Annotated in this window: 11 protein-coding genes; 5 read left to right on the forward strand and 6 right to left on the reverse strand. The window is 72.8% G+C overall.

The genetic code is table 11. The features are described 5' to 3' along the window. Positions 1–110: 110 nt before the first annotated feature. The 3 genes from AAG827_RS20230 to AAG827_RS20240 are packed head-to-tail and all read left to right on the forward strand — an operon-like array spanning position 111 to position 2,792. On the forward strand, positions 111–1,133 hold the full coding sequence (locus AAG827_RS20230) for a sigma-70 family RNA polymerase sigma factor (protein ID WP_341928017.1): 1,023 nt from the start codon (positions 111–113) through the stop codon (positions 1,131–1,133). After that, the gene (locus tag AAG827_RS20235; RefSeq protein WP_341928018.1) at positions 1,130–1,759 is read left to right on the forward strand and encodes a maleylpyruvate isomerase family mycothiol-dependent enzyme; all 630 of its coding nucleotides are present in this window, start codon (positions 1,130–1,132) and stop codon (positions 1,757–1,759) included. Before AAG827_RS20230 ends, AAG827_RS20235 begins: the two co-directional genes overlap by 4 nt. Positions 1,760–1,769: 10 nt before the next feature. Beyond that, positions 1,770–2,792 carry a LuxR C-terminal-related transcriptional regulator gene (locus AAG827_RS20240; RefSeq protein ID WP_341928019.1) on the forward strand — a complete coding sequence of 341 codons (1,023 nt, stop codon included), beginning with the start codon at positions 1,770–1,772 and terminating at the stop codon, positions 2,790–2,792. Between the two features lie 6 nt (positions 2,793–2,798). Here the strand turns inward: AAG827_RS20240 and AAG827_RS20245 are convergent, their stop codons facing one another. Then, positions 2,799–4,160 carry an MFS transporter gene (locus AAG827_RS20245; RefSeq protein WP_341928020.1) on the reverse strand — a complete coding sequence of 454 codons (1,362 nt, stop codon included), beginning with the start codon at positions 4,158–4,160 and terminating at the stop codon, positions 2,799–2,801. A gap of 164 nt (positions 4,161–4,324) precedes the next feature. Between AAG827_RS20245 and AAG827_RS20250 the strand changes: the two genes are divergently transcribed. Then, the gene (locus AAG827_RS20250; protein WP_341928021.1) at positions 4,325–5,314 is read left to right on the forward strand and encodes a hypothetical protein; all 990 of its coding nucleotides are present in this window, start codon (positions 4,325–4,327) and stop codon (positions 5,312–5,314) included. Positions 5,315–5,348: 34 nt separating this feature from the next. Here the strand turns inward: AAG827_RS20250 and AAG827_RS20255 are convergent, their stop codons facing one another. From AAG827_RS20255 to AAG827_RS20270, 4 genes are all read right to left on the reverse strand, one after another. Next, entirely contained in the window at positions 5,349–6,806 is a 1,458-nt protein-coding gene (locus AAG827_RS20255; RefSeq protein ID WP_341928022.1) for an NAD-dependent succinate-semialdehyde dehydrogenase, read from the reverse strand. 157 nt (positions 6,807–6,963) lie between these two features. Continuing rightward, positions 6,964–9,711, reverse strand: coding sequence for a LuxR family transcriptional regulator (locus AAG827_RS20260; RefSeq protein WP_341928023.1), 2,748 nt, complete (start codon positions 9,709–9,711; stop codon positions 6,964–6,966). A gap of 73 nt (positions 9,712–9,784) precedes the next feature. Then, positions 9,785–11,686 (reverse strand): penicillin-binding transpeptidase domain-containing protein, encoded by a 1,902-nt coding sequence (locus tag AAG827_RS20265; protein WP_341928024.1) that lies wholly within the window; start codon positions 11,684–11,686, stop codon positions 9,785–9,787. 11 nt (positions 11,687–11,697) lie between these two features. Further along, on the reverse strand, positions 11,698–12,189 hold the full coding sequence (locus AAG827_RS20270) for a MerR family transcriptional regulator (RefSeq protein WP_341928025.1): 492 nt from the start codon (positions 12,187–12,189) through the stop codon (positions 11,698–11,700). 59 nt (positions 12,190–12,248) lie between these two features. Here AAG827_RS20270 and AAG827_RS20275 point away from each other — a divergent pair, with 59 nt between their 5' ends. Next, a complete protein-coding gene (locus tag AAG827_RS20275) occupies positions 12,249–13,199 on the forward strand; it encodes an NAD(P)/FAD-dependent oxidoreductase (protein ID WP_341928026.1) in 951 nt (316 codons plus the stop codon). Between the two features lie 124 nt (positions 13,200–13,323). Here the strand turns inward: AAG827_RS20275 and AAG827_RS20280 are convergent, their stop codons facing one another. Then, positions 13,324–14,583 carry a DDE-type integrase/transposase/recombinase gene (locus AAG827_RS20280; RefSeq protein WP_341928027.1) on the reverse strand — a complete coding sequence of 420 codons (1,260 nt, stop codon included), beginning with the start codon at positions 14,581–14,583 and terminating at the stop codon, positions 13,324–13,326. Positions 14,584–14,675: the final 92 nt, after the last annotated feature.

The raw sequence follows: 14,675 nt of genomic DNA on the forward strand, positions 1-14,675 counted from the left end.
CCCCCACTTTCCGGGCCGACGATGACTTTGCCGGTCGACGCTGGTCTGTGTGGGAGGCAGACTGGCGCGAAGGAGCAGGCATGGGTGGGACAGCAGTGAGGACAGGACCAATGGACAGCACGGCGAGCACGGCGGTGGACGTCGAGGCCAAGCAGGCCGAGCTGGCCGACTTCGACGGCCTGACCGAGCGCTACCAGCGCGAGCTCCTCGCGCACTGCTACCGGATGAGCGGGTCGGTCCACGAGGCCGAGGACCTCGTCCAGGAGACGTTCCTGCGGGCGTGGAAGGCCAGCGCGGCGTTCCAGGGCCGTTCGTCGGTGCGCACCTGGCTCTATCGCATCGCCACCAACGTGTGCCTGACCAACCTCGAGGGACGGCCGCGTCGGCCGCTGCCGACCGGGCTCGGCACCAGCGACTCGCTGGCCGGCGACGCGCTCGAGGAGAACCACGAGATCGCCTGGCTCGAGCCGATCCCCGACGCGGCCGTGGTGGTCGCCGAGCGCGACTCGATCCGCCTCGCCTTCGTCGCGGCCCTCCAGCACCTGCCGGCCCGCCAGCGCGCGGTGCTGATCCTGCGCGACGTGCTGCGCTGGAGCGCGGCCGAGGTCGCCGAGGCCCTCGACACCACGCCCGCCGCGGTCAACTCCGCCCTCCAGCGCGCCCACGCGCAGATGGCCGAGCGCGGCCTCACCGAGGACACCGTCGAGCCCGACCTGAGCGCGGCCCAGGCCTCGCTGCTCGAGCGCTACGTCGACGCGTTCTGGCGCAAGGACGTCGACACGATCGTCAGCATGCTCACCGCCGAGGCCGTCTGGGAGATGCCACCGTTCGTCGGGTGGTACCTCGGTCGCGAGCAGATCGCCCAGCTCATCGGCGGCCAGTGCCCCGGAGGTTCCTACGACATGCCGATGATCCAGACGGTGGCCAACGGGCAGCCGGCGTTCGGGCTCTACATGCGCACCCCCGACGGCAGCTTCCTGCCCTTCCACCTCCAGGTGCTGGAGCTCGTCGGCGACCAGGTCCGCCACGTCGGCGCCTTCTTCGACGTGTCGCTCTTCGAGACGTTCGGGCTGCCCGCGCACCTGCCGGCCGACTTCGTGCCGACACCCGCGGTGAGCACCAGCACGCCATGAGCCCGCGGCTCGCGCGGCTCCCCGACCACGACGGAGCCGTCGAGCTGCTGGACCGGTCCCTGGCCTACACCCGGGTCGCCCTGGCGGCCGTCACCGACGACCGGCTGGGGGCTCGGACGCCCTGCGAGGGGTGGGACCTGGCACGGCTGCTCGCCCACATGGAGGACTCGCTCGACGCGTTCGGCGAGGGAGCCACGGGGCGCGTGCGGCTCACGACCACGACGCCTGCCGACGTACGCGTGCGGACGCTGCAGCAGAAGGCCTGCGCCCTGCTCGGCGCCTGGAGCCACGAGGTGCCCCTGTCGGTGACGGTCGGCGGGCGCGCGCTCGACACCTCCGTGCTCGCGCTCGCCGCGGCGCTCGAGATCACCGTCCACGGCTGGGACGTCGCGTGCGCCGTGGGGCTCGACCACCCCGTGCCCGACGCCCTCGCCCTGGAGCTCGAGCGTGTCGCGCGGGCCCTGGTGACCCCCGCCGACCGGGGCACGCGCTTCGCCGCCGCAGTCCCCGTGGACGCCACGCCTAGCGCCTCCGCACTACTGCTGGGACACCTCGGGAGGCGGATGACTGGTCCACCGGGACAAGAAAGTGCCAAACCCGGTGCGGGCCCGCAGATCGCTTCCTAGCCTTGCCCGCATGTCGTCACCAGCCGAGTCCCCGGCGCCCGTCAACGCGCCGGTCACTCGTCTGACCGCGGCGGCGACGCAGGTGCAGGAGGGCGCGATCACCCTCGCGCTCGGCGCCCTCGACAGCCTCGCCACCGACGCCGACGCCCGCGCCCAGCTGGGACGGACCGACGAGGTCCGCATGCTCGCGCTGCTCGTCGAGTGCCGCCTCGCCCGGGGTGACATGAGCGAGGCAATGGACCTGGGTGACGAGCTCAGCTCCTGCCTGGCGGAGCCCGACCAGGGCGTCCTGGCCGTCGCGCTCGCCCACCACGCCATCGCCGAGATCGCAGCCGCGCTCGGCGACCCCGAGCTCGCCGCCACCCACTACCTCGCCGCCGGGCGCGCGCTCGAGAACGACCCCGAGCTCCCCGAGGCGAGCCGGCCGCCGTGGCGGGCCGGCAAGGCCCTCGTGCTCGTGCGCGCCAACCGGGCCCGGGACGCCTCCGTCCGCGCCACCGAGCACCACGCGGCCGCTGTCCGCGACGGGTCGCCGTACGCCGTCGCCCACGCACTGCGCGTCCTCTCCGCCACCCAGGCCGGCGCCGAGCGCGTCGCCCTGCTCCGGGAGGCGCGCGCCGTCCTCGAGCCGGTGCGCGCCGAGCGACTCGCCGCCCAGATCGACGCCGACCTCGCCGGGCTCCTGATGCTCACGCCCACCCCGGAGCTGGTCGCCGAGGCCGTCGCGCTGCTGCGACGCACCGAGATCTACGCCGGCCGGCAGGAGCTGTGGCCACTCCAGGGTCGCGTACGACGCATGCTCGACCGGCTGGGCGAGGCACCGTTGCGCGTCACCTCCGAGGCGCTGGCCCTGCTGACCGTCACGGAGCGTCGCGTGGCCGCCTTGGCCGCGACGGGGCTGACGAACCGGCAGATCGCCGAGGAGCTGCTGGTGTCCATCAAGGCGGTCGAGTGGCACCTGTCGCGCACCTACCGCAAGCTCGGCATCTCCTCGCGCGCCGGCCTGACGCTGATCTTCGGCATCCCCGCCTGAGCGTGCTCAGTCGCGCAGGGGGTGCGCGATCTCGTCGGCCGGCAGCTTGGCCCACACCGTCGCCACGACCGCGGCGATGCCGGGGACGACGGCGGCGATCAGGAACGTCGTGCGGATGCCGATCAGCTCGGAGACGGGTCCGGCCAGCGCCATCGACACCGGCATCAGGCTGATCGAGACGAAGAAGTCGAGCGAGGCCACGCGACCGAGCATGTGCGCGGGCACCCGGCGCTGGAGCAGCGTGCCCCAGATGACCATCGGCGCGGAGAACATCGCGCCCAGGACGAACGCCGCCGCGACGACCTGCCAGACCGCGGTCGCGATGCCCATGACGAGGAACGGCAGGCAGCCGACGCCCCACATGACGTTCATGACCGTGAGGTAGCGGCGAGGCATCGGGAACGATGCCATCGCCAGCGAGCCGAGCGCCCCACCGATGCCGAAGGCCGCGAGCACCAGCGCGTGGTCGCCGGGGCCACCGCCGAGGCGGTCCTTGATGAGGAACGGCATCAGCACCTCGAGCGGTCCCATGATGGCCAGGATCATGATGGAGGCGAAGAGCAGCGTCGCCAGCAGCCACGGCGTGCGCACCATGTAGACGAAGCCCTCGCGCATGTCGGCGAGCGCCGAGGTGGGACCCTGCGCGGGCTCGCCCTCGACGGCCGGGGCACGGCGTACGGCGGTCTTGGGCACGGCGGTCAGTGCCAGCAGGCCCAGCGCGGTGCCGACCGCCGCGACGGCGACGGCGGCGCTGGAGCTGGCGACGCCTACGATCGCGCCGGCGACCCCGGGGCCGATCGCCTGGGCGAGGGTGGGGCGGACCATGCCCTCGAAGCCGTTGACCGCCATCAGGTCCGACTCGGGCACCAGGGCCGGCAGCCACGCGGAGTAGGCGGGGTAGTAGAACGCCATCGCCATGCCGAGGACGAAGGTGACGACCCCCAGGTGCCACACCTGGGTGAGGTCGGCGAACGAGAGGACGGCCACGGCCGCCATCCCGACCGCCTCGAGGGCACCGACGAAGAGCAGGATCGTCTTCTGCGGCACCCGGTCGGCCACGACCCCGGCCAGCAGGGCCGGGATGAGCACCCCGACCGCACCGGCGGTGGTGACGAGCGAGAGCTGTCCGGGACCGCCACCGATCCGGATGACCTCCCACACCAGGGCGACGATCCACACCCCGCCCGCGAACATCTGCAGCACGAGCGCCAGCGCGAGGCGGCGGTAGGCCGCGTGGCGGAACGGCGTCAGCGCGCGCGGCAGCGCCCGTCCGGTCGGCCCGGTCGGCCCGGTCGGCCCGGTCTGGCTGGTCTGGCCCGCCTGCTCGCCGAGTGGGGTCTGCCCGGTGTCCTGCACCTGCTCGGTCATCTCACGCTCCTCGACGTCAAGTCTGACGGAAGAGACCGACAGTCTCGACCGAATTCATCGCCCCCCCACCCCCTCCGCCGAGTCGGCGCGATGGCTCCAGGGGACAACCTCAAGGTTGCTTCAAGTCAAGGCCCGACGGCTCCGCCGCGTGCCACACTCGCCGGATGGCGATCCCGGGGGGCGGGCGCGCGAGGCGGAGCGTGCTCGCGCTAGCCCTGTCGACCGCCCTGGCGGCCGCCCTGATGCCCGCGCTCACCTCCTGCAGCGCCGGCATCGACCAGGCGCAGAGCGTGCAGACCCGGATCGGCCGCATCCCCGGCATCGACGCGACCCGGGTCTCGCCCCCCTCGGACGCCCGGGGCGGCACGGTCACGGTCGACCTCGACCAGGGGCTCTCGGTCGCCGAGGTCCTCGCCGTCGTCGGCGCCGTCGCCCGGGCCGCCGAGACCGAGGACTACACCGACTACCGACTCACGCTGCGTGAGGGGAGCGACCGGGGCCGTGACCGGAGCACCCTCGTCGTCGACGGTGACCTCGCCGAAGGCAGGCGCGCGGACGCGGTGGTCACCCAGTGGCGGCGCCTCGACAGCGCCCTGCTCGGCACCGTCGCCTTCACCCACCAGGCCGACGCGGAGACGATCGACGTGACGACCTCCGGCGGCCTGCTCCACGACGTGGTCGAGGCGGCCCGGATCGGCTACGGCACCGCGACGACGACCTGGCGCTTCGCCGACGGCGGCTCGACGTACGTCGACGACGGGCGGCTCGGTCCGCGCGACGTGCTGCTCCTCGAGCGGGTGCAGCGCACGGTCGCCTCCCCCAGCCTGCCGCTCGCCGCACCCGACTGGCGGCTCGGGACGCACGACACGCAGGTCCTGCTGGACCTGCCCCTCGACGTCGCCGACCAGGTCGACCCCGCAGCCTTCACGCTGCGCACCTTCGCCCGACCGGCGCGGCTGCTGGTGGAGGCCGCCGTGGACGCTCTCGACGTGCCGGGCCGGGACCTGGTCGTGCGACTGCTCGACGACGGCGACGTGGTCGGCTGGTGGCGCTCGGTCGGGCCGGTCGTGCGCGGTCGTGACCCGCTCCACCGAGGGTGGGACGCGTGGCTCGCCACGGTCGCCGGCCGGGCTCTGGCCGGCGACCCCTCCTGACCCCTCCTGACCCCGGCTCTCCGGCGGGGCCGGATCAACCGGCGGGCAGGGCGACGTAGGTCGTCTCGAGGTACTCCTCGATGCCCTCGAAGCCACCCTCGCGCCCGAAGCCGCTGGCCTTCATGCCCCCGAACGGCGCCGCCGGGTTGGAGATCAGGCCGGTGTTGATGCCGACCATCCCGAAGTCGAGCGACTCCGCGACCCGGATGGTGCGCGCCAGGTCGCGGGTGTAGACGTAGGACGCCAGCCCGTAGTCGGTGTCGTTGGCCCGGCGGATCGCCTCGTCCTCGGTCTCGAAGGTCGTGATGGGGGCGACCGGACCGAAGATCTCCTCGACGTTGATCGCCGACTCGGGGTGTACGTCGACCAGGACGGTCGGCGGGTAGAAGTAGCCCGGGCCGTCCGAGACCGTGCCACCGGTGACGACCGTGGCCCCGTCGTGGATCGCGTCGGTAACGAGCTGGGAGACCGACTCGACCGCCTTCTCGTCGATGAGCGGCCCCACGTCGACCCCTTCCTCCTGGCCACGGCCGACGGTGAGCGCCCCCATGCGGGCACCGAGCTTCTCGGCGAACTCCGACGCCACGGAGGTGTGCACGAGGAACCGGTTGGCCGAGGTGCACGCCTCGCCCATGTTGCGCATCTTGGCGATCATCGCGCCGTCGACGGCGGCGTCAACGTCGGCGTCCTCGAACACCACGAAGGGTGCGTTGCCGCCGAGCTCCATGCTCACGCGCAGCAGCTGGTCGGCCGACTGGCGCACCAGCACGCGACCCACCCCGGTGGAGCCGGTGAAGCTGACCTTGCGCAGCCGGTCGTCGGACATGACGGCCTCGCCGACCTCGCCGGCGGCGGTGGTCGTGACGATGTTGAGGACCCCGTCGGGCAGGCCGACGTCGGCCAGCAGCCCCGCCAGCGCGAGCATGGTCAGGGGCGTCTGGGCGGCCGGCTTGATCACCATGGTGCAGCCGGCGGCGATGGCCGGGCCGATCTTGCGGGTGCCCATCGCGAGCGGGAAGTTCCACGGGGTGACGAAGAAGCACGGTCCGACCGGCTTCTTGATCGTCAGCAGCCGGCTGCCACCGGCCGGGGCCTGCATCCAGCGTCCGTGGATGCGGACCGCCTCCTCGGCGTACCACCGGAAGAACTCCGCGCCATAGGTCAGCTCGCCCTTGGCCTCGGCGACGGTCTTGCCCATCTCGAGGCTCATCAGCTCCGCGAAGTCGTCGGCCTGCGCGGTCAGCCGCTCGAAGGCACGCCGGAGGATCTCGCTGCGCTCGCGCGGCGCCGTCCGGGCCCAGTCGGCCTGAGCGGCGACGGCGGCGTCGAGGGCGTCCATCGCGTCGCCCGCGGAGGCGTCGGCCACCGTGGTGAGCACCGAGCCGTCGGCCGGGTCGACGACGTCGAAGCGCTCACCTCCGGCAGCCTCCTGCCAGCTCCCGCCGATGAGCAGCTGACGACGGTCGGGGGGCAACAGGTCCAGTCCAGTCATGCCCTCCAGCCTGCCATCTCCTGTAACTCCGCGAAACGGGTGACGCGCCTTGTGCCAGGGCGTAATATCGTCCTTGTCGACTTCGGAGGGAGCACCTAGAAGTAGACGCCGAGGACCCCTTGCCGACCCCATGCGGCGAGGGGTCCTCTTCTTGTCCTCAGGTCGCGGCTGCGCCGGCCGACGGACCGGCCGACGGGCCGACCGACGGGCCCAGCAACGTGGCCAGCTGCGTGCGCGAGCGCACGCCGAGCTTGCGGTAGACCCGGGTCAGCGTCGCCTCGACGGTCTTGACGCTCACGTAGGTCCGTTCGGCGATCTCACGGTTGCTCGCACCGGCGGCCACCTCGTGCGCCACGCGGGCCTCCGACGGCGTGAGCTGGTCGAGCAGGCCGTCGGGCACGACAGGCCGGTCAGGAGTCGTCTCGCCCCGCACTTGTGCCACCCAGGAGCCGGCATGCAGGGCGCTGAAGACCGCGTCGGCGCGCTCGAGCGCGGAGCGGGCGGCCGCGACGCGGCGCCGCCGCCGCTCGAGGTGGGACCGGGTCACGAGGCTGCGACCGACGTCGACGCGCATGCCGAGGTCGGCGCAGACCTTGGCCGAGCGGTCGAGCACGACCTCCGCTCCCGGGAGGTCCCCGCGGGCGATGAGCAGCTCGGCCTCGGCCCGGTCGAGCGTGGCAGCCACCCCGTCGGTGCCGGGACGCGCGTCGAGGACGTGGCGCGCCGCCACCAGCGTCGCCTCGGCGTCGTCGAGCCGCCCCAGCAGCACGAGGGCGCTCACGAGGTCGGCCTGCCACCGGTTGATGGTGGGGTCGGCGATGCCGTGCTCGCGCTCGAGGTCGCGGATCCGGGTGAGGGCGTCGCGGGCACCGCCGGCGTCCCCGGAGCGCAGCAGCGCCTGCCCGAGCAGCACCAGGTGGCGCTGGAGGTAGCGGTTGTCGCGTCCCTCGTCGGCGGCCGCCGCGCCGCGGGCGGCCAGGGTCCGTGCCCGCAGGAGGTCGCCCCCGACGATCTCGGCCTGGGCGGCGATGAACCACCCGGTGTGGGCGCTCAGCCCGAGCTCCTCCCCCACGCGCACGGCCCTCTCGGCGTAGGCCGTCGTCTCACGGCAGCGTCCGGCGCGCGCACCGACCTCCACCAGGCAGCGCAGCACGTGGACCTGGTCCATCCCCGGGGCCCGCTCGACGTGGGCGAGCAGCCGCTGGAAGCCCTCCCAGGCCTCGTCGAGCCGGTCGTCGTAGAACGCGAAGCGCGCGGCCATGTAGTCGGGCGAGGTGTGCACGTAGCCGGTCGGCGTGGGCACGCCGAGGGCGACCGCGCGGTGGAGGTGGTCGGCGTGCGGGAGCCCCAGCCAGCGCCGCGAGACCGCGAGCAGGGTGAGCGCGACGGCCAGGTCGCCGGTGTCGCCGGAGGCCTCGAGCAGGCTGACCGCCCGCTCGGCCGACCGGGCCGCCTCGGCGGGGCGGGACTCCATGAGCGCCATCCGCGCCCGCTGGAGCAGCACCATCGCGACCAACCGGTCGTCGTCGCGAGCATCGGCCAGGGCCGCGGTGAGCACCTCGTCCAGGACGGCGGGTCCACTGCCCGCGAGCTCGGGGATTGCCAGCCGCACCCGCACGGCCTGGGCCCGGCTGCCGGGGCGCTCGAGGACCTCGGTGATCCCGCGGTGCAGCAGGTCGACGTGGTTGCCGGGCGCTGCCGTCTCGACGGCCGTGACCAGCCACTCGGTGCGCTCCCCCGCGAGGTCGCAGGGCGCCCGGTCAGCAGCCAGCAGGTAGAGCTCGGCCGCCAGCTCACGCCCGCCACCCGTGGCCACCTCGTGGGCGGCAGCGCCCAGTGCCCGGGCCAGGTCTGCATCGGGGCGAGGGTCGGCCAGCGCCCGGTGCCGCAGCTGCTCGCCCGGTGTGACCGCGACCCGGGCGAGGTCGAGGTGGAGGGCGGAGCGCTCCGCGGCGGGGATGGTCTCCACGACCACGGCCCGCAGCATCGTGGGGGCGAAGCGCACGGTGTCGTCGGCCCGGGTCACCAGCCCGGCCAGCTGGGCGCGCCGCAGGTGCTCCCCGCCCTCCAGACGACCGGCCCGCTCCAGGTGGCGCAGGGTCGGCCGGTGCAGGAGCGCGGCGGTGCGCAGCGTGTCGCGTACGTCGTCGGGCTGGGCCAGGAAGCGGTCCCGCAGCACGCGCTCGAGGCTGGTCGGCAGCGGTGTGGGCCGACCGAGCAGCGACGGCGTGGTGCCGAGGGCGCCGGCGAGTGCCAGGGCGAGGGCCGGGATGCCCCCCGACTCGACGTAGATCGTGTGTGCCACCTCGGCACGCAGGCCGTGCGCGCAGAGGAGGTCGACCATGTCGTCGGCTCCCAACGGGGCGACCTCGACGTGGCAGAGGCCCGAGACGTCGATCTCGGCGTTGTCGCCGACCCCCGTGGTGACGGCCACGCTCACCCGTCCGCGCAGGCGTCGACGGGCATAGCCCACGACCCGCGAGGACTCGGCGTCGAGCCACTGGACGTCGTCGAGCAGGAGCAGCACCGGCTGCTCCCGCGACCAGCTGTCGAGGACGGCGTGGAAGCCCGCGGCCAGGTCGGAGCGCAGCTCGTCGGTGACGGCGAGCCCGACCAGGCCGGCCGCGACGCGCGCTCGCACCCGGTCGGGGAGGGCCTCGACCAGCTCCGCGGGCAGCTGCGCCATCAGGTCGCGCAGGGCCGCGAAGGGGAGCGCGTGCTCGTCGACGGCGCCACCGGCTCGCAGCGAGACCGCGCCCCGGTCGCTGCGGCAGCGGTCCTCGATCAGGTCGAGCAGCGCGCTCTTGCCCACACCCGAGGGGCCGTGGAGGGCAACGGAGTCACCCCGCTCGAGGAGACCGAGTATCTCCGTGAGCAGGGTGAGACGGCCGTGGACCCGAGACACCGACTCCAGGGTACGGGGCCCGGGGCGGACCGGAACAGGGCCGAAAGGTCACGAGCCCGTGAAGAACCGGTGCTCAGCGGGCGGCCCGCAGGAAGGCTTCCAGGATCGGACCGGCCGTCCGCGAGCCCGAGGCACCGACCTCCACGAAGACGGCCACGGCCAGGTCGCCCTGCGCGGCGATCATCCAGGCGTGGGTCTCCAGGCGTCCGCCGCGCTCGAACTCGGCCGTGCCGGTCTTGGCGATGACCTCGGGTCCGGGCACGTCGAGGAGGCCGGACCCGCTGCCGCTGGTCACGACGCTGCGCAGCATGCTGCGCAGCTGGCCGGCCTGGGTGTCGGTGATCTGCTCGACGTCGGGCGCGGTCACCTCCACGGCCGGCACGAGGCTCGGGATGACCAGGTCGCCGCGCTGGATGGAGGCGATGACGGTGGCCATGACCATCGGCGAGGCGAGGATGCGGCCCTGACCGATGAGGTTGGCGCCCTTCTCGGTCTCGGACGCCGCGGGCTCGACCTGGCCGAGGTAGGCCGGGAAGCCGAGGTCGTGGTCGATGCCCATGCCCAGCGCTGCGGCCGCGTCGAAGAGGTCGAGCTCGCCCAGCTTGCCGCGCTGGGAGATGAAGGCGGTGTTGCAGGAGTTGGCGAGCGCCGTGCGGAAGGGCACCTGCCCCAGCGCGCTCGCGGGGTAGTCGGAGTAGTTCTTGAAGGACTTGCCGTCGACGTTGATCGTCGGCGTGCACGGCACGACCGTGTCGGGTGTCAGACCGGCCCTCAGCAGCGCGAGCGTGCTGACGCTCTTGAACGTCGAGCCGGGAGCGAACTGCCCGAAGGTGGCGATGTTGAGCCCCTCGGTGCCCGGTCCGTTGGCGGCCGCGAGGATCGCCCCGTTGCTGGGGCGGATCGCCACGATCGCGCTCGAGGGCGCGACGTCGGCCAGCAGCCGCTCGGCCTTCACCTGGAGGTCGAGGTCGAGGGTCAGCTCGAGGGGCGTGCCGGTCTCGCCATCCACCCGGAACACCTCGCGCTCGACCCCGTCGGAGGAGACCGCGTTGACGACCGCGCCCGACGTGCCCTGGAGCTGCTCGTCGTAGCGCGCCTGCAGTCCCGACAGTCCCGCCTGGTCGCCCGGCTGGTAGCGCTCGGGGTCCTCCTCGACCATCTCGGCGGTGACCTCGCCGACGGTGCCGAGGAGGGGGGCGGCGAACTCCCGCGTCGGGGCGAGCGGGAGGTCGTCGCCGATCGCGCGCGCGCCCTTGATCTGGTCGAAGAGCCGGCCCACGTCGGACGGCACCTCGTCGGCGCGGTAGACGATGGCCTCCACGAAGGCGAGCTCGCCCGCGGCCTCGACCCGCTCGACGAAGGACGCCGCGTCGATCCCGATCAGCCGCGCCAGCCGCTGGGCGGACTGACCGGCCCGGGCCGGCGGCACCATCGAGCGGTCGATGCCGAGCCGGACGACGGGGCGCGGTGTGACCAGCGCGAGCCCCCGGGCGCCGGTGATGTCCCCGCGGGCGGCGCGGATCGGGGTGAGGTCGAGCGTGGTGGCTCCCGCGAGGGAGGGCTCCACGACGTCGCGCTCCCACACGACCTGCCACTCCTGGTCGACCAGCGCGAGGCTGGCCTCGCTGTCGTAGGTCCACTCGGACCCCTCGAGGACCGGCCACGACCAGGTCAGCGTGGCCACGGCCCGGTCGCCACCGTCCTCCTCCACGACGTCGACCGCGCCGGCCTCGACGGTGGGCTGGAGGCCACCCATGCCCTCCACGACCTCGGCGTAGTCGGCACCCACCTGCTGCGCCGTCTGCTCGACGAAGGGCACGTCGGCCAGCTCGCCCGACACCAGCCCGGAGGCCAGGGCGGCCACGGTGTCGTCGGGATCGGGGCCGCCGCCGTCACCGTCGTCGGGGTCGCCGGAGGAGGTGCAGCCGGCGGCGAGGAGCACGAGCGCGGTCAGGCCGGCCAGTCGGGAGCGCATGGTCCCTTCTATCAGCCGGCCCCGACAGGGGCGGCGCCGACGGTGCCGTGTGCGTGGCGGCGTGGCGGGTGCGAGGTCGCGTAGACGGGGAACCCCTGCGCCGTGCCGTCGACCAGGTCGTCCACGAACGAGCGGAAGTGCGGGCAGGCCGCGACGTCGTGAGCGCGACAGGCCAGTGCGTGCAGGGTCATGTCGCGCGAGCGCTCCATCTCGGCCATGCGCCGGTCGAGCTCCGCGACGTGGGCCGTGAGCACCTGGTGCCGGTCGTGGGCCTCGGCGTCGAGCAGCACCTGGATCTGCTCCAGGGTCATCCCGGCGGCCTTGCTGCGCACGATGGTCGCGACCCGGAACACGTCGGCACGGCCGTAACGACGCCGTCCCGCACCATCACGCCGGGGGGTCAGGAGGCCCACGTCCTCCCAGTGGCGCAGCACGTGCGTGGCGATCTCGAAACGGGCAGCCAGCTCCCCCACGGAGAGGTCCACGTCGTCGCTTGACTTCATGTCGACATGAAGTCACATCCTTGTCGCAGAAGCAAGATCCGACGACGAGGAGCACTTTCATGACACAGAGCGAGTACGACGTGGTCGTGGTCGGCGGCGGCCCCGCCGGCCTCCAGGCGGCGCTGACGATCGGGCGGGTGCACCGCTCGGTGCTGCTGCTTGACGCGGGGACCTACCGCAACGACCCGACCGACCACCTGCACAACTTCATCACCCGAGACGGCACCCCGCCGGCCCAGTTCCGGGCCGAGGCGCACCGCGAGCTGGCCACCTACGACACGGTCACTGTCAGGAGCGAGGCCGTCGCGACCGTGGCACCGACCGGCGACAACGCGGCCGGCGACGGGTTCACCGTCACGTTGGCTTCAGGGACGCAGGTGCTCGGCCGCCGGGTCCTGCTCGCCACGGGAGTCCGCGACACCCTCCCCACCACGCCCGGCCTCGCGGACCTCTTCGGCTCCGTGGTCGCGCACTGCCCGTTCTGCCACGGCCACGAGTACGCCGGGGGGCACGTCGCCGTGCTCGGCAACGGGCCGCACGCCTCCCGCCTCGCGTTGCTGGTCGCCCCGATCGCGTCGCGGGTCAGCGTCCTCACCGACACCGGCCCCCTGGACGCGCCGACCGTGAGCCTGCTGGAGGGCGCCGGGATCTTCGTACGGGACGGCGCGGTGACGGGCGTGGCCGCGGCCGACAGCGGTGCGCGGGTCTCCTTCGCCGACGGCGACGACGAGGAGGTCATCGGCATGTTCGTGACGACGGCGCTGCACCAGGCCGCGCCTTTCGCCGACCAGCTGGGCCTCGCGCTGCTGCCCTCGGGCGGCATCGAGGTGGACATGATGGGCCGCACGAGCCTGCCGGGTGTCTACGCCGCGGGCGACCTCGCCTACGTCGCCGCGCTGCCGATGGCCTTCGCCTCGGTGCTCACCGCGGCCGCGGCCGGCATGGCCGCCGGCGCTGCGTGCGTCGGCGACCTGCTGATGATCGACCACCCGGCGCCGGTGATGGCCTGAGCCGGGGCACGTGGGTCGCTCATGACGGGCGTCGGAGGCTGGGCGCGGAGCCGAGTCGGGTCGTGTGCCGCACGCAGCGCTCAGGCGGGCTGTTGTGTCTCAGGACATCGCGGACACATATGTCTCAGGACTTCGCGGACACTTTTCTACCGTTTGGGTTGGCTGATTGGTATCGCAGCCCGCGTTTGAGGTCGATCTCGGTGATGAGTCGCTCGTGGCCGATGACGGTGATGCGTTGTGCCTGACGGATCACGCTGACGCTCGTGCCGGCGTGCGCGCGACCGATGCCGATCGAGGTTCGATCGATGGCGATGGTCCCGTTGGGAGCGACGGGTTTGGTCATGATGCTCACCGGTCCGCTCGCGCGCCCGATAGGGCCGTCGAGCGGGCCGAGTCGGTAGCGCTGGGCCGGGGTCATGTTGTGCAGGTGGCGTCGTCGACGGCTGTTGTTGTGCAGGCACCGGTAGTTGTCCAGGGCGGTGTTGAGGTCCTCGATGGTGGCGAACGAGGGTCGCATCGAGAGCCACAGCCGGCACGTGCGATGGGCGCGTTCGCACTTGCCGCAGGTCTGTGGATGCTTGATCGAGCTGGTGATGTGCCCGGTCCCGAGCGCGGTGAGGTTCTCGGTGAGGGCGCTGACCCAGCCACGGCGGAACCCGGAGAACGCTGTGCCGTTGTCGGTGAGCAGCTGCGCTGGTAGCCCGTAGCGTGCGGCTGCGTCCTGGAAGACCGACCACACATCAGCACTGTTCTCGCTGGGCACGGCACGCAGCGCGATGTCCATGCGTGAGCAGTCATCCACGATGTGGAGCACGCACACCGGGGTCCCGTCGCCCAGGGCGACTTCGAAGCCATCCATCTGCCACCTCGTGTTGGGTTGCTGGGCCTCGAACCTGCGCCGCGACTTCCTGGGGCGTCGTTGCGGGACCGCGATCAGCTGGCCACGTCGTTGCAGGATCCGGTTGATCGTGGCCCGCGAAGGGATCACGGCCCCTGAGGGCCACGGCTGGGGGGCGACCAGGCCACACACCTGTTCCCCGCCGCGTTCGGTGCCGTCCTCGAGGCCCTCGGCCCAGGCCTGGAGCTGGAAACCAATTGAGTCCGCCCCGGCGTCCCAGCCACCGTCGTGGAGCAGCTTGCGGGCCAGGACCACCAGGTCTTCGACATCAACTGTCACAGCCGTGGGCGAGGACCTGGGGCGCCGGGTTTCGGGGTACAGCCCATCGACGCCCTGCTCGGCGAACCGGGCGGCGTACTTGTAGAACTTCGACTTCGAGGAACCGATCTCGGCGCACTTCGCGCGGACGTTGAACCTCTCGCCCTCGACATAGCGCGCCACCAACGCTGCGAACTCCGGAGACACCGGCACTCCATCCCTGGCCATGCCCCAGGCTCGTCCAACCAAGGCCACACAGCCGATCAGGTGTCCGCGATGTCGTGAGACTTAATGTGTCCGCGATGTCCTGAGCCTTCACA

The sequence above is a fragment of the Nocardioides psychrotolerans genome (assembly GCF_943371775.1).
GTDB classification, from domain to species: Bacteria; Actinomycetota; Actinomycetes; order Propionibacteriales; family Nocardioidaceae; genus Nocardioides; species Nocardioides psychrotolerans_A.

Coding starts and splice junctions, on each gene's coding strand:
- AAG827_RS20255 (WP_341928022.1), bottom strand. CDS start 6,806: ATGACTGGACTGGACCTGTTGCCCCCCGACCGTCGTCAGCTGCTCATC.
- AAG827_RS20250 (WP_341928021.1), top strand. CDS start 4,325: ATGGCGATCCCGGGGGGCGGGCGCGCGAGGCGGAGCGTGCTCGCGCTA.
- AAG827_RS20240 (WP_341928019.1), top strand. CDS start 1,770: ATGTCGTCACCAGCCGAGTCCCCGGCGCCCGTCAACGCGCCGGTCACT.
- AAG827_RS20230 (WP_341928017.1), top strand. CDS start 111: ATGGACAGCACGGCGAGCACGGCGGTGGACGTCGAGGCCAAGCAGGCC.
- AAG827_RS20275 (WP_341928026.1), top strand. CDS start 12,249: ATGACACAGAGCGAGTACGACGTGGTCGTGGTCGGCGGCGGCCCCGCC.
- AAG827_RS20235 (WP_341928018.1), top strand. CDS start 1,130: ATGAGCCCGCGGCTCGCGCGGCTCCCCGACCACGACGGAGCCGTCGAG.
- AAG827_RS20245 (WP_341928020.1), bottom strand. CDS start 4,160: ATGACCGAGCAGGTGCAGGACACCGGGCAGACCCCACTCGGCGAGCAG.
- AAG827_RS20265 (WP_341928024.1), bottom strand. CDS start 11,686: ATGCGCTCCCGACTGGCCGGCCTGACCGCGCTCGTGCTCCTCGCCGCC.
- AAG827_RS20280 (WP_341928027.1), bottom strand. CDS start 14,583: ATGGCCAGGGATGGAGTGCCGGTGTCTCCGGAGTTCGCAGCGTTGGTG.
- AAG827_RS20270 (WP_341928025.1), bottom strand. CDS start 12,189: ATGAAGTCAAGCGACGACGTGGACCTCTCCGTGGGGGAGCTGGCTGCC.